Source organism: Streptomyces sp. SudanB52_2052 (genome assembly GCF_964272415.1).
Classification (GTDB): Bacteria; Actinomycetota; Actinomycetes; order Streptomycetales; family Streptomycetaceae; genus Streptomyces; species Streptomyces olindensis.
The window spans coordinates 857,000-870,260 of the sequence record NZ_OZ186796.1 but is presented as its reverse complement, the minus strand read 5'-3'; the positions used below and the strand labels follow the sequence as shown (position 1 = coordinate 870,260).

Below are 13,261 nucleotides of genomic sequence, written 5' to 3'. Positions count from 1 at the left end.
GCGACAGACGGGGGCGGGGGCCGCGAAGTCGGCGCGGCCCCCGCCCGGTTCGTGGGTCAGGCGGCCACGCGGCCGGCGAAGCCGTAGCCGGCCTCGTCGACGGTCTTGGCGATCAGCGCGTCGAGCGACTCGTCGGGCTCGTTCGCGGTCGTCACCGTGACCAGGCCGGTGCCGATCTCGACCTCGACCGCGGTGACCTCGTCCAGGCCGCTCACGGCCTTGGTGACGACGCCCTGGCAGTGCGCACTGCCGACGCCGTCGACCTTGTACGTGGTCTTGATCTCCGCGGTGGTGTGGCAGCTTCCGTCAGGGGTGCAGCAGTTCGACACGGGTCCTCCGCAACTAGTGTTCATACCCCTAGGGGGTATCTGCGACGGCTCCATGTATACCCCCCACCCGTATCGGCTGGCAAGAACGCTGATCTGACTTGACTTAGTACCCCCCAGGGGTATGTTGGCGCTGTTGGCCGCACGTAGGGCGGCCCGGAGTTGAGGAGTTGTCCTATGAACACCGGACTGCGGATCACCGTCTTCGCCGCCGCGCTCGCCGCGACCTTCGGTACCGCCTACGGCGTGGGGGGCGCGGTCGGCCCGATCTCTCCCGAGCCGAAGAGCGGCACGCACGGTGGCTCCGAGGGCCACGCGGCCACCGGGCACGAAGAGAAGGCGGCCGACGGTCACGAAACAGAACCGCTGGCAGGCCTCGAGATCTCCAGGAACGGCTACACGCTCGACCTGAAGACCCCGCGCATCGAGGCCGGCAAGAAGACCGACCTGCGCTTCGCCGTCGTACAGGACGGGACCGGACGCAAGGTCACCGCGTACCAGCGCGAGCACGGCAAGGACCTGCATCTGATCCTCGCCTCACGCGACCTCACCGTCTACCGCCACCTGCACCCCACCCGGGCCGCCGACGGCACCTGGTCGACGCCCGTGAACCTGCCCGAGGCCGGCGGCTACCGCGTGTTCGCCGACTTCAAGCCGAGGGGCGGCGAAGCGCTCACCCTTGGTGCGGACCTCGCCGCGTCCGGGCGCTACGAGCCCGGCGAGCTGCCCGAGCGCAACACCACAGCGAAGGTCGACGGCTACGAGGTGAAGCTGCGCGGCGCACTGACGCCCGGCAAGGCCGGCGAACTCACGCTGACGGTGGCAAAGGACGGCAAGCCGGCCCGCAACCTCCAGCCCTACCTGGGCGCGTACGGCCACCTGGTCGCCCTGCGCTCCGGCGACCTCGCCTACCTGCACGTCCACCCCAACGGCGAGCCCGGCGACGGCAAGACCAAGCCCGGCCCCGACGTCTCGTTCACCGCGACGGCGCCGAGCGCCGGCGCGTACCGCCTGTTCCTGGACTTCCAGCACGAGGGCAAGGTGCGTACGGCGGCCTTCACGGTGCAGGCGGGCGGCGCGGCGGAGATGCCTGAGAAGTCAGCGGCGGAGACCGTGCCCGCGGAGGAAGTGCCCGGCCACGCGCACTGAAGTGGTGCACGCAGCTGCGGAGATGGCCGACGGGTGAGCCTCGGAGCGACCTTCATGGCGAGCGACGCATTCGGCGCTACGGCGAAGACAGGCGACGCTGGCGGTCGTAGCGCGACAAGAGCAATCAGCCCTGGACGGTCCTCGGTGTTGGTGGCCGTCCGGATCGGCGGACGGTGCGACGTCACGCAGGGGCGCCGAGCGGCGGGTGTTCGAGCACGCGGGGCTTGTACTCGACCAGCTGGATGCGGCCGTCGAAGGTGCGGTGCTCGATCATCTCGAGGGCAACGTCCGGATAGCCGTCGTAGATGCGTTCTTCGCCCGTGGCACCCGTGATCACCGGGAACATCACGACCCTGAAGCGGTCGACGAGTCCGGCTCGTAGCAGAGACCGGCACAGGCTGAGGCTGCCGATCGTGCTGAGGAGCCCCGAGCCACTCGACTTCATGGCGCGGACCGCCTCGACGGCGTCGTCGCGGACGAGCGTGGAGTTGGCCCACGTCAGTGGCTCCTCGAGTGAGGAGGAGAACACCACCTTGGACGCTTGCGTGAGCTCGTCGACGGACGCCTCTTCTTCCGGCCTGAACTCGTCTTGGCCCTTCGGGACCTCGCCTGCGGCGAAGCCCGACATCAGGCGGTAGGTGTTCGCTCCCATCAGGTAGGTGGCCTCGGGCTGCTCGCCGAGCCACGCGAGGTACTCCGGGCCCTCGAGGCCCCAGAACCCAGGCCATCCCTCTCCCGATGCGTGGCCGTCGAGGGAGGTGATGAAGTCGACGAGAAGCTCCGACATCGCGGTGTCCTTTCCTAGGGTGTCACGAGCTTGGACCGGCCGGGAGCCACAAACTCATCGGCCGCGCCGTGGGAGTAGCGAGACAACCCATGACGCTGCAGCCGATCAGGTCGGCGGAGCGGCACTGCTTCGGAGGGCCGGATGCCTACATGAGTGCGCTATGTACGCAGTCGGGTAATGATCTCCACGCGACTGGGAACGGCGGTCTGAGTTCTGCCAAAGCCCCAGCTCCGCCCCACCCGCGAACGGCCCCGACGATCTACGCGATCCCGGAACTTGAAGCCGCCCTGGTGTGCCGGGAGCCGCCACGGCTCAGTTGCGAGACGGCACCCGGCCACAGACTTCCCACTCAGTGCGCGTGCCAGTCTTCCGCGTGACTGCTTTCCTCCCCTCCTGCTCCACTTCCGGTGCCTTTAATGCCGGGTGAGGCAACGGGAGCTTTCGTGTCGGCGCCCCCGCTGTGGCCTTCTTCGGTGGGGTTCTCCTCCGTCTTCGCCGTCTCCGACTCGCTGCTGCTCTCCTCGCCGTGACTGTGGCCGCCGCCCGCGGGCTCCGCGGCCATGTCGGAGGCGATACCTCGCAGCCCGAAGAACGCCATCGTTGCGGTGACCAGCACCAGCAGCCCGGTTGGGCCGATGATGCTGCGCCAGCGTGTGGTGTCGTGACGCACCACGTACGCCACGAAGGACAGTGCCAGTCCGAACGGAATCAGCATCGCCGCCCGTTCGGGGAAGTCCTCGAAGTGCTGCAACCCGCCGCTGAGCATGCCGATGCCGAACGACAGCGCCAGCGAGGACAGGACGATCGCGACCACTTTCGAAGCGCTGGGCCGCTGCCGCTTGAGGACGAACTCGTTCAGCACGGTCGCGAAGAGGAAGACGCCCGCACCGATCAGAGCGATCATCGAGTACCGGTCAGGATCCAGCGGATGGTGGACCACCGCGCCACTGATCAGACCCGCCCCCACGAACGTCGTGGCGTACCCCAGATAATCACCGATCAACGGCGTCCGCTTCATCGCACGACGACGCGCCCGGCGGCCACCGGCAGAGGGCGGGGTGTCGAACTCTGAGGACCGGCTGCGACGGGGAGCGGGCTCCGTTTCCAGCGGGGCAGGCTCATGGGCGGGCGGGACATCCCGCGGGTCCTGGATGTCCGGGCGGACCGGGACAGGGGGCCGCTGTGGAGATCGCGGGTTGGGCTGATATCCGGCGTGCTGCTGGTACTGCGGTGGGTGAGGGGGGTGTGCCTGCGGCTGGGTGGGCATGCCGACGCGGTCGGCGAGGTAGGGCTGGGTCACGAATCGAGGCCTTTCGCAGGTGGGCCGGGCACGCGACAGGGCATGCCGACCCGCCGGGGGCGTGCGTGGCAGGGAGACGTCGGGTCAGCGGCAGGAGTGCCGGGTTCTTCGTCCGGGCCGGACCTCGGAGGTGCCGGCCTTCGAGCGGTGCCCGGCTTCGTCGTACGACGTGGTACGACGGTGAACACGCCTGCACGCCGTGACGGTGGCCTAGATCCGCAGGACGGCCAGCTGCGCGATGTTGACGCTCGGCGAATGCCTCGGACGGGGTGGTCGGCAAAGGCTGTGGCAGGCGGTCTGAATGCGTCGCCTGAGCTGGAGGAACAAAGCGACGCGACGTCCGTGGAGCCGCCGACCGCCTACTGCCAGGAGAGCGCAGCAACCGATGACGGCAGCGCACAGGCCGACTTCCGCCGCGTCCGAAGTGCCGTGATGGCTGTGCTCGTCAGAAGCCGTCGCGAGGGGCGGAGCCGCTCCTTCGTCCTGTGCGGTCGGCTCCGACCGCATGGTGTGGGCGTGAGCTGGGGCCCCGCGTTCGGGGCTCGTGTCAGCGCTGCCGGCGTGGGCGAGGAGGTGCATCAGGCCGAGAGCGAGGAGCAGCAGGAGGAGCAGCCGACCGACTGCCCCTCGCCCTGCTTGTGCTCCGTTGCTCATATGCTCCGTCATCCCGCCTTGGCGTCGTCATGACGCCTCCGCAACCGTCGCGGCGCATCAGAGTACCCGTGAGCGATGGCCGGGCGGCAAGCGGTGCATGACGGTAGTCGCTCAGAGGGCAGCGCGGGCGGGGCCGCCGCACGCGCAGGTCTTCTGAGCCGCAGCCGTTCCGGAACCTGTGAGGTGGGAGGCCGCGGCCTGGAGCAGTGCCACCGCCGTGAGCCTGACAATGGGGTGACCGACAGCCCGGCGCAGCAGCTCCGCCCGCCGAGTCACTGGGCCTCTCCGCCGACGAGCTCATAGCCCGCCTCGTCGACCGCGGCCGCGACGGCGGCACGATCCAGCGGCTGCTCGCTGGTAACCGTGACCTTGCCCGACGGCAGATCCACCTGGACGTCCTCGACCCCGGGGACGCCTTTGAGTTCGGAGCTGACGGCCTGAACACAGTGAGCGCACGTCATGCCCTGGACGTCGTACACCTTCTGAACCATGTGCTGCTCCTTTCCCAAGAGGGGGCATCATGATACCCCCTGGGGGTAAATGAGTTTCTGGGTCGAAGTGTTCCCGATGGATTGGGCCCCGCCTCCCGGGCCTGAACCAGCCGGTCGCGCACCATGAGCGAGGAGCCGAGAACGGAGGTCGGGCGTGATGGACGTATGGCAGCCGATGCTTGTCCTTCTCGGTGTGGTCGGGGCCGGCCTGGCTGCCCTCTATGGGCTGAGCCTGTGGCTGGCGGCGGCGAGGGCTCCTCTCGAAGCCGGTCCCTTCGCCGGAGGTCTCAAGCCGGGCGAGCATGCCGTGTCCCGGTTCCATGTGCGCTGGTACCCGGTCACCATGATCTTCCTGGCCTTCGACATGGAGATGCTCTTCATGTACCCGTGGGCAAAGGTCGTTTCGGAGGTGGGCACTCCGGCCGTCGTGGAGATGTTCCTCTTCCTCGGCATCCTGTTCGCGGCGGTGGCATACGCCTGGCGCGAGGGGGCCCTGAGGTGGACCTGAGAGGCGCTCTACGGCGCACGGCGATGACACGCCCCGCGGTGCTGGCGGTGACGATGCCTGGAGTGACGGAACTCCGGCTGGAGGCTGAGGCGGAGGTACGTCGGCGGGGGTGGCCCGTCGTGGATACTCCAGCCGCCGCGGATCTGCTGCTCGTCTGCGGCGTCCCGGCGCCGGAGGACGGAGAGTGGCTTGACGGCATCGAGTGGTCGATGCCGGAGCCCGCCCTGCGCATCGTGGCAGGGGAGAGCGGGCGGATCGCCGGCGCGCTCGACATGGCTCGCAGGGACCTGATCGACAGGACGGTGACTTGGCACAGGGCCGACGTGGCGGACGAGCCCGGCGCTCATGAGCACGGCGATCATGAGGGGCACGGTGAGGGGCACCACCACGACACGCACCACGACAGCTCGCCGCCCGAAGCATCCGACGATCAAGGTGATCAAGGCCCAAACCGTCACCGCATGGACCACGGCCATGGTGGCCATGCCGCTCACTCCGGCCACGAGGGGCATGAGCACCACCAACCTGCTGACCACGGGCCGCACAAGGACCATATGGACCACGCAGGCCATGACGGCCATATGGGTCACATGGGTCACGAGATGCACACCATGGGCCAGGTAGCAGGCCTGCCGATGGCCGAAAGGGGCGACGACCGAGACGAGCTCAGGCTCGACCAGCTGCACGTGCCGATCGGTCCCGCGCTGAGCGACTGGCCGGCGGGGCTCATCCTCCGTCTCACCCTGCAAGGCGACGTCGTGCAGGACGTCGCAGTGGACCACCTCCGCGTACCGTCCGTCCATCGACTCCCCTTCTGGGACGAGCCGTGGCTGCGGGCCGCGCAGGGCGAGAAAGTCACCAGGGACCGTGCGGCGCGCCGACGCTGTGCCGCGCATCTGGACAGTGCGGGACGGCTCCTTGCCGTCGTCGGCTGGGACGACGTTGCGGCGCGGTGCCGTCGGCTGCGCGACGAGGTGCTGTCGGGGGCGCCGCGTGAGGGGGTCGACGGCGATCTGCGCCGTACGGTTCGCAGAGTCGGCCGGTCCCGGCCCCTTCGCTGGTCGATCGCCGGACTGGGTGAGTTGTCGGCGGACAGGGCGCGGGCCGTCGGAGTGACTGGGCCGGCTCTTGCTGCGGACGGGGACGCGTACAACCGGCTGCTGATGTGGATGAGCGAGGTCGAACGCGGCCTCGACGGGCTCGACGACGCACGGCCATTGGCGCCGGATGACCGGACCGGCCCGCGTGGCAGGCTGGACGGACCACGGCCACCGTCGCAGGCGTTGCTCGACGTCCTCCCCGAGCTGCTGACCGGCGCCGAGTTCGCCTGCGCTCGGATCATCGTGGCCAGCCTGGACCCCGACCTCGACGAACTCGCCCTCGCGTCCGTGTCCGGAGCGGCCCATGCCTGATGCAGCGCCCCTGTGGGCGACCGTCGTCCTGCCCGTCGCCCTGGCGGTGGCAGCCGTGGTCACGGCCGGGTTCGACGCGTTGCTGTCCGGGTCGGCCGAGCGCGGCTCCGCCCGGACTGTCCGGGAGGCTGGACTGCGGGCGGTGGCCCCCTTACGCGAGGCCCTGCGGCTGCTCGTCCAGCAGCCGCGCCGTACGACGGCCGCGGATCGGCTGCTCGGAAGGCTGGGCGTGGTGCTGGTCCCGCTGGCCGCGGTGCTCGCGGGTGCCGTACTGCCGTGGGGTTTTCGTGCCGTGAGCGATCCGTCCGTCGGCATCGTGTGGTTCAACGCGATGGAGGCGCTGGCCTGGGCGGCGGTGTGGCTGGCGGGCTGGGGGCCGAACTCGGCGCTGTCGCTGATCGGCGGGTACCGATTCCTGGCGCAGGGGCTGGCGTACGAACTTCCGCACATGTTCGCGATCACCACCGCCGCCCTTGGTGCCGAGTCCCTGCGGGTGGGCGACGTGGTCGCGGCTCAGGAGGGCTTGTGGTTCGTGGTGTGGATGCCGGCCGCGTTCGTCGTCTATCTGCTGAGCGCACTCGCGATGGCCTTCTGGGGCCCGTTCGAGTACCCGCTGTCGCGGGACGCGGCCGGCGGTGCGGCGACCGAACTGGCGGGCGTGGACCGGCTGGTGTTCCTGGGCGGGCGGTGGCTGCTGCTGGTGGTGACCGCCGGTTTCAGTGTGCCGCTGTTCCTTGGAGGCGGACAGGGCCCGCTGCTGCCGGGCTGGGCGTGGACGCTGATCAAGACCGCCGCCGTCCTGGTGCTGCTGGTCGCCGGGCGTCGGGCACTGCCCGTGCTGCGGATGGAGCGGTACATGGAGGTGGCGTGGATGGTGCTGGTGCCGCTGACGCTGCTTCAGGCGCTGTTCGTCGCCGTCGTCGTCCTGAACCGATGAGAGCGAGGTGGGCCGCCCATGCTCGACGACGTGATCTTCTGGGTGCTGGCCCTGCTGGCGGTTGCCGGCGGAGTCATGGTCTTCCGGTTCGACTCCATGGCCCGGGCGACGTACGCGCTGCTGACCTCGCTCCTGTGCGTCGGCGGCGAGGTGCTGCTGCTCGGGCTGGACTACCTCGGCGTTGTGATCGTGCTGATGATGACCATCGAGATGGCCATCATGGCCGTGTTCATGGTGATGTACATGATGAACCCGGCCGGGCTCATGCCGATGACCATGGTCCACAACAAGAAGGGCGCGGCCGTGATCTGCGCGGCGGTCTTCGCCGTACTCGCCGCGGGGATCCTGCTCGCCCCGTGGCCGTCCCGGCGCGGCAAACCCTCGGACGATCCAACCATGGACCTGGGCCTGTCACTGATGGGACCTCAGATGCTCACCATGATGACCCTGGGGCTCGCCCTGTTCGCCACCATCGTGGCGACCGTCGTCCTGGCCACCCGCCGGGGCCGCTACGACCGGTTCGGCGACGACTTGAAGGCGCGGACCGCCGACGACGCGGTACGGGGAGGGACGGGCCGATGAGTCTGGAGCTGTTCCTGTTGCTTGCCGCCGCGCTGTTCGGTATCGGCCTGTTCGGCGCGCTCACCCAGCAGTCGATCGTGATGCTGATGATGGGGCTCGAACTGATGCTGGGCGGCATCATCCTGGGAGCCGCGGCAGTCTGGCACTACATCGCCCCGGCCGCTGCCGACGGGCAGGTGCTGGTCGTCCTGGCGGTTACGGTCATGGCGGTGGAGATGGCCATCGGGTTCGCCGTGGTGACCGCGCTGTTCCGGGCTCGCGAGGTCGACATGACCGACATGGCGGCGGAGCTGAAGGAGTGAGCGCGCTGCTGTGGGCGCTCGTCGCGCTGCCGCTGACCGTGGGGACGCTGCTGGCGGTAGTTGGCCGCCCGGTGGACCGCTACGCCCCTGGCGTCGCGGTCGGCACGGCCGTCGCCGCGCTCGGCATCGCCGTCGTCGTGGCGTTCGAGCACCCACGGATCGAGGCGCCGCTGCTCGAAGGGCTCCCCGCCGGGCTCGCGGTCGACGGGCTCTCCGGGCTCATGGTCGTAACCGTCACGGCGGTGACCGCGGCCGTCCTGCTGTTCAGCGTCGCCGACATGGGACCGGGTGAGGCACGCGCCCGCTTCTTCGGGCTGATGCTGCTGTTCAGCGGTGCGATGCTGACGACGGTCACCGCGACCACGCTGCCGGTCCTGCTGATGGCGTGGGAGGTGATGGGAGCCACCTCCTGGGCGCTGATCGGCTACTGGTGGCGCGATCCTGAGCGCGGTGATGCCGCCAACTCGGCCTTCCTCACCACGCGCGCCGCCGACCTCGGCCTTTATGTCGCCGCCGGGGCGGCGCTGGCCAGCGGGCAGGCCGACTCCCTCGCCCTCGACGAACTCGCGGACGCGACCGGCGCGTGGTCTGCCGTCATCACCGCCGGCGTCATCGCGGCCGCGTTCGGCAAGTCGGCCCAACTGCCGTTCAGTTTCTGGCTGTCCCGGGCCATGCAGGGCCCGAGTCCGGTCTCTGCTCTACTGCACTCGGCGACCATGGTCGTGGCCGGGGCGTATCTGCTGCTGCGCTTGGAGCCGCTTCTCGCCCAGTCAGGTTGGGGCGGGCCCGTGGTGGCGTGGACGGGCGCGGTGACAGCGGTGGTGCTCGGCCTGGTCGCCGTGGCGCAGACCGACCTCAAGCAGCTGCTCGCCGCCTCGACCTGTGCCCAGATCGGCTTCATGGTGCTCGCCGCCGGGGCTGGTGCGGTAACTGGCGGAACCTTACAGCTCATCGCCCATGCCGCCGCGAAGAGCCTGGCCTTCCTCGTCGCGGGCGCCTGGCTGACAGCCTTCGGCGCCAAGGCGCTGTCCGCCCTGCGCGGGGCGGCCCGGCGGCACCGTACGGCCGGGATCACGTTCACCGTTGCGGGCCTTACTCTGGCCGGTGTCCCGCCTCTGGCCCTGTGGGCGGCCAAGGATGTGCTCCTCGCCGGCGCCCTTGAGGACAACGCGGCGCTGTACGTCGTCGGGCTGGCCGGTGCGGTGATCTCCGCTGTCTACAGCGTCAAGGCCCTGTGGTTCGTCTGGCAGCCCGTGCCCGTGCCCCTACCGGACGATCGCGGGCAGCCGCTGCCGCATGTGGCCCGGCTGCCGCTCGTGACTCTGGCCGTCGCCTGCGCCGCACTCACCGCCCCGTCCTTCCCACCCGTCCGGGACGCGGTGGGGCGGGTTCTCGGGGGAGAGGCGGAACCGGGCCCGTACTTTTGGGAGTTCGCCCTGTCGGGCGCGCTTGCGGTCGCTGTCTCGGCCCTGGTCTGGATCCATGGTCCTCAACTCCTCGCCGTGCTCAGCCGATTGACTGCCTGGGCGTCGGACTGGATTCGCCTGGAGACCGCCGCACGCTTCCTCTTCGTGAACCCTGTACTACGCCTCGCCGACGCGCTCGCCACCTTCGACGACCGCGTACTGGACCGCGCCGTCGAGGACACCGCCCGCGGCTCGGTCCGGTTGGCGCAGTGGACCAACGCCCAGGCGGAGCGGCTCGTCGACGGCGCCGTGGAGGGCGTCGCGGGCGGTACCCGTGCGCTCGGCCGCTGGGCGCGACGGCCGCAGACCGGACAGCTGCACCAGTACATCGCGCAGGCGATCGCCGCCTTCACCGTCCTCGCCGTCGTCCTCGTCCTTGTGAGGTGACCGCCGTGCTCACGGCCATCGTCCTGCTCCCGACCGCCGTCGCGGCCCTCCTGCTGTGCGTGCCGCGCAGCGCGCCCCGCGCTCTCTTCCTGATGGCTTGGGCAGCGACCACCGCCGCCGAACTGGTCCTGACGGTGATTGTTTGGGCGGGATACCAGCCCGACGGCGGCATGCAGTACGAGACCCGGGCCCGCTGGATCCCCAGCGCCGGCATCAGCTACCACGTCGGAGTCGACGGTCTGTCGCTCCCGCTCGTCGCCGTCACCTGCGTGCTGTTCCTCGCCTGCGCGTTGTACTCGTGGCGCGCGACGCGGCGGGTCAGGGAGTTCGCGGCCCTGTTCCTCTTCCTCCAGACCACCTGTCTCGGCCTGTTCGTCGCCCTCGACCTGATCCTGTTCTTCGTCTTCTTCGACCTGTCGATCGTCGCGATGTACTTCATCATCGCCGGATGGGGACACAAGGACGCGGCACGCTCCGCCCTGAAGTTCTTCCTCTACACCTTCATCGGCTCCCTCGCGCTGCTGCTCGGCTTCATCGGCCTGTATCTGGCCGCCGATCCGCATACCTTCGACATCGTCGAGCTGACCCGCGCGGACCCGCTCGCCGGGCGCACGACGTATGGCGCTCTCGTCCTCCTCGCCGTCGCCGTCGGACTGGCGGTGAAGACGCCGACCGTGCCCTTCCACACCTGGCTGCCGCCCGCGCACACCGACGCCCCGGCCGCCGGGTCGGCGATCCTGGCCGGAGTCCTGCTGAAGATGGGCACCTACGGCTTCCTGCGCATCGCCATGCCCGTCCTGCCCGACGCGTGGCGTGACTACGCCCTCGTCTTCGTCGTCGTCGGTGTGGTCTCCGTCCTCTACGGCGCGCTGGTCGCCCTCGCCCAGAACGACTTCAAACGGATGGTCGCGTACACCTCCGTCAACCACATGGGCTACATCGTCCTGGCGATCGGCGCGGCCGGGGCCGTCGGCGCGGACCAGGAGGAGGCCCGGCGTCTGGCCGTCACCGGCTCGGTCTTCCAGATGGTCAGCCACGGGCTGCTGACCGGCGCGCTGTTCCTGCTGTCCGGCGTGCTGTACGAGCGCGGCCGTACGTACGAGATGTCCGCGTACTCCGGCGTGGCCGGGCGGGCGCCCGTCTTCGCCGCGCTGACCGGCGTCGCCGCCTTCGCCTCGCTGGGGCTGCCGGGCTTCTCCGGCTTCATCGCCGAGTTCCAGATCCTCACCGGGAGCCTGGGCCCGGAGCCGGTGGCCACCGGCCTGGCCGTGCTCGGGATCCTGCTCACCGCGGGCCTGTTCCTGCGCGCCCTGCAACAGATCTTCCTCGGACCGCTGCGGCTACCGGTCGCCGCGCCGGGCACCGAACGGCCCTTCCCGGACATCCGCGCCCACGAAGGGCTCGCGATCGTTCCGCTGCTGATCCTGGGTGTCGTCCTGGGACTCGCTCCCCGGTTCGTCCTCGACGTCATCGAGCCCGCTTCGCACACCGTGCTGGAGCTGCTCGCGCGATGAACGAGATGACCGGGATGAACGAGAACCCCCTCGACCTCCTGCCCGAGGTCCTGCTCGGCGCCTCGGCCGTGCTCGGTCTGCTGCTCGGAGCGTGGCTGCCGCGCGGCCGCCAGTGGCTTACCGGAGCGATGGCCGGCGCGGCCTGCACCGGGGGGATCGTGGCCGCCGCGATTGCGGCGGCCGGCCCCGTGGAGACGGCTTTCGGCGACTCCTTCGCCCTGGACACGCTCACTGCCACCAGCAGGATCGTCATCCTCGGCGCCACACTGCTGGTCCTCGCGCTGGCAATGCCGCGCATGTACGCCGACCCACGCGAGACGGAGTTCTACGTCCTTCTCCAGCTCGCCTCCGCCGGCGCTCTGATGATGGCCGGCGCCCAGGACCTGCTCCTCCTCGCTGCCGGTTACCTGCTGGCCAGCGTGCCCGCCTACGCGCTCGCAGGGTTCCGCAAAGACGGCCCCGGCACCGAGGCGGCCATGAAGTTCTACGTGGTGGGTGCGCTCCTCGGCGTCGTGATGCTCGCCGGTATCACCGCCCTCCTCGCCGCCGGGCGCGTCACGTCGTACCCGATGCTGCGCACTGAACTCGCCGAGGCACCGGCGGGACTGGTGGCAGCCGGCACGCTCGCCCTGCTCGCCGGCGTCCTGTTCAAGGCCGGAGGCGTGCCCGGCCACTTCTGGGTGCCGGACGCGGTCCAGGGCAGCTCGGGGCCCGTTGCTGCCTTCCTCACCACGATCCCGAAGATCGGCGCCCTGGCGGCGTTCTACCGGCTCGCCGCCGTGCCGCTCGCGGACGCCGACCTGCCGTGGGCCGGCCTGGTGGCGGTGCTCTCGGTCGCCTCGATGACGTTGGGCAACCTGGCGGCCTTCTTCCAGCAGGATGTCAAGCGCCTGCTCGCGTACTCCACCATCAGCCAGGTCGGCTACCTCCTGCTCCCGGTGGCCGTCGCCGGACGCACCGCCCTCGACCAGGAGGCGCTGCTGTACTACCTCGCCGCGTACGCGCTGACCAACCTCGGCGCCTTCGCCGTCGTCTGCGCGCTCCCGGGCGCCCACGCCATCGACGACTACCGCGGCCTGGCACGGGCGCACCCGGCCCTGGTCGCCTCGCTCGTCGTCTGCCTGCTGGGCCTGGTGGGCACACCCCCGACCGCCGTCTTCCTCGGCAAACTGGAAGCCTTCAGCGCGGCCATCGACGGCGGCTACGCATGGCTCGCCGTCGTCGCGGCCGTCAACACGGTGGCCTCCCTCTTCTACTACCTGCGCTGGATCGCCCCAGCCTTTCTCGCACGCGGACCCGGGAGTGATCCGGGCGCGATGTCCAGGTCAGCTGCCGCAGTCGCCTACGGGGCGGCCACCGGATCCGTCGTACTCGGAGTGCTCGGCGGGACCGTCCTGGACGTACTGGGCGGACCACTCTCGCGCTGACGGGCCAGACGCGCCATCA

General features: G+C 70.0%; 13 protein-coding genes. 9 read left to right on the top strand and 4 right to left on the bottom strand.

Going from position 1 to position 13,261, the window contains the following annotated elements; translation table 11 throughout:
* Nucleotides 1-56: 56 nt before the first annotated feature.
* A complete protein-coding gene (locus ACSUPV_RS04025; protein ID WP_031120062.1) occupies nucleotides 57-329 on the bottom strand; it encodes a heavy-metal-associated domain-containing protein in 273 nt (90 codons plus the stop codon).
* Between the two features lie 174 nt (nucleotides 330-503).
* Between ACSUPV_RS04025 and ACSUPV_RS04020 the strand changes: the two genes are divergently transcribed.
* The gene (locus ACSUPV_RS04020) at nucleotides 504-1,475 is read left to right on the top strand and encodes a hypothetical protein (protein ID WP_436946927.1); all 972 of its coding nucleotides are present in this window, start codon (nucleotides 504-506) and stop codon (nucleotides 1,473-1,475) included.
* Nucleotides 1,476-1,656: 181 nt separating this feature from the next.
* Here the strand turns inward: ACSUPV_RS04020 and ACSUPV_RS04015 are convergent, their stop codons facing one another.
* The 3 genes from ACSUPV_RS04015 to ACSUPV_RS04005 form a co-directional block, all read right to left on the bottom strand.
* The gene (locus ACSUPV_RS04015; RefSeq protein WP_031120058.1) at nucleotides 1,657-2,262 is read right to left on the bottom strand and encodes a dihydrofolate reductase family protein; all 606 of its coding nucleotides are present in this window, start codon (nucleotides 2,260-2,262) and stop codon (nucleotides 1,657-1,659) included.
* A gap of 349 nt (nucleotides 2,263-2,611) precedes the next feature.
* Entirely contained in the window at nucleotides 2,612-3,280 is a 669-nt protein-coding gene (locus tag ACSUPV_RS04010) for a hypothetical protein (protein WP_436946926.1), read from the bottom strand.
* 1,208 nt (nucleotides 3,281-4,488) lie between these two features.
* A complete protein-coding gene (locus tag ACSUPV_RS04005) occupies nucleotides 4,489-4,707 on the bottom strand; it encodes a heavy-metal-associated domain-containing protein (protein ID WP_037764686.1) in 219 nt (72 codons plus the stop codon).
* 157 nt (nucleotides 4,708-4,864) lie between these two features.
* On the opposite strand from ACSUPV_RS04005, the gene ACSUPV_RS04000 reads away from it, so the two are divergent.
* The 8 genes from ACSUPV_RS04000 to ACSUPV_RS03965 all read left to right on the top strand — a co-directional run bounded on the left by ACSUPV_RS04000 (nucleotide 4,865) and on the right by ACSUPV_RS03965 (nucleotide 13,242).
* On the top strand, nucleotides 4,865-5,215 hold the full coding sequence (locus tag ACSUPV_RS04000; protein ID WP_359787869.1) for an NADH-quinone oxidoreductase subunit A: 351 nt from the start codon (nucleotides 4,865-4,867) through the stop codon (nucleotides 5,213-5,215).
* Between the two features lie 119 nt (nucleotides 5,216-5,334).
* Nucleotides 5,335-6,627 carry a hypothetical protein gene (locus tag ACSUPV_RS03995; protein ID WP_436946925.1) on the top strand — a complete coding sequence of 431 codons (1,293 nt, stop codon included), beginning with the start codon at nucleotides 5,335-5,337 and terminating at the stop codon, nucleotides 6,625-6,627.
* On the top strand, nucleotides 6,620-7,564 hold the full coding sequence (locus ACSUPV_RS03990) for an NADH-quinone oxidoreductase subunit H (RefSeq protein WP_359787874.1): 945 nt from the start codon (nucleotides 6,620-6,622) through the stop codon (nucleotides 7,562-7,564). The genes ACSUPV_RS03995 and ACSUPV_RS03990 overlap by 8 nt, the downstream gene beginning before the upstream one ends.
* A gap of 18 nt (nucleotides 7,565-7,582) precedes the next feature.
* Nucleotides 7,583-8,146, top strand: coding sequence for an NADH-quinone oxidoreductase subunit J (locus ACSUPV_RS03985; RefSeq protein ID WP_031120051.1), 564 nt, complete (start codon nucleotides 7,583-7,585; stop codon nucleotides 8,144-8,146).
* A complete protein-coding gene (nuoK, locus tag ACSUPV_RS03980; RefSeq protein ID WP_436946924.1) occupies nucleotides 8,143-8,448 on the top strand; it encodes an NADH-quinone oxidoreductase subunit NuoK in 306 nt (101 codons plus the stop codon). The genes ACSUPV_RS03985 and nuoK overlap by 4 nt, the downstream gene beginning before the upstream one ends.
* A complete protein-coding gene (locus ACSUPV_RS03975) occupies nucleotides 8,445-10,301 on the top strand; it encodes an NADH-quinone oxidoreductase subunit 5 family protein (RefSeq protein WP_436946923.1) in 1,857 nt (618 codons plus the stop codon). The genes nuoK and ACSUPV_RS03975 overlap by 4 nt, the downstream gene beginning before the upstream one ends.
* A 5-nt stretch (nucleotides 10,302-10,306) precedes the next feature.
* The gene (locus ACSUPV_RS03970) at nucleotides 10,307-11,815 is read left to right on the top strand and encodes a complex I subunit 4 family protein (protein ID WP_359787881.1); all 1,509 of its coding nucleotides are present in this window, start codon (nucleotides 10,307-10,309) and stop codon (nucleotides 11,813-11,815) included.
* Nucleotides 11,816-11,820: 5 nt separating this feature from the next.
* Nucleotides 11,821-13,242: an NADH-quinone oxidoreductase subunit N gene (locus ACSUPV_RS03965; protein WP_436949869.1), complete on the top strand. Its 1,422-nt coding sequence runs from the start codon at nucleotides 11,821-11,823 to the stop codon at nucleotides 13,240-13,242.
* The last annotated feature ends 19 nt before the right edge of the window (nucleotides 13,243-13,261 follow it).

Coding starts and splice junctions, on each gene's coding strand:
- ACSUPV_RS04020 (WP_436946927.1), top strand. CDS start 504: ATGAACACCGGACTGCGGATCACCGTCTTCGCCGCCGCGCTCGCCGCG.
- ACSUPV_RS04015 (WP_031120058.1), bottom strand. CDS start 2,262: ATGTCGGAGCTTCTCGTCGACTTCATCACCTCCCTCGACGGCCACGCA.
- ACSUPV_RS04010 (WP_436946926.1), bottom strand. CDS start 3,280: ATGAAGCGGACGCCGTTGATCGGTGATTATCTGGGGTACGCCACGACG.
- ACSUPV_RS04005 (WP_037764686.1), bottom strand. CDS start 4,707: ATGGTTCAGAAGGTGTACGACGTCCAGGGCATGACGTGCGCTCACTGT.
- ACSUPV_RS04000 (WP_359787869.1), top strand. CDS start 4,865: ATGGACGTATGGCAGCCGATGCTTGTCCTTCTCGGTGTGGTCGGGGCC.
- ACSUPV_RS03990 (WP_359787874.1), top strand. CDS start 6,620: ATGCCTGATGCAGCGCCCCTGTGGGCGACCGTCGTCCTGCCCGTCGCC.
- ACSUPV_RS03985 (WP_031120051.1), top strand. CDS start 7,583: ATGCTCGACGACGTGATCTTCTGGGTGCTGGCCCTGCTGGCGGTTGCC.
- nuoK (WP_436946924.1), top strand. CDS start 8,143: ATGAGTCTGGAGCTGTTCCTGTTGCTTGCCGCCGCGCTGTTCGGTATC.
- ACSUPV_RS03965 (WP_436949869.1), top strand. CDS start 11,821: ATGACCGGGATGAACGAGAACCCCCTCGACCTCCTGCCCGAGGTCCTG.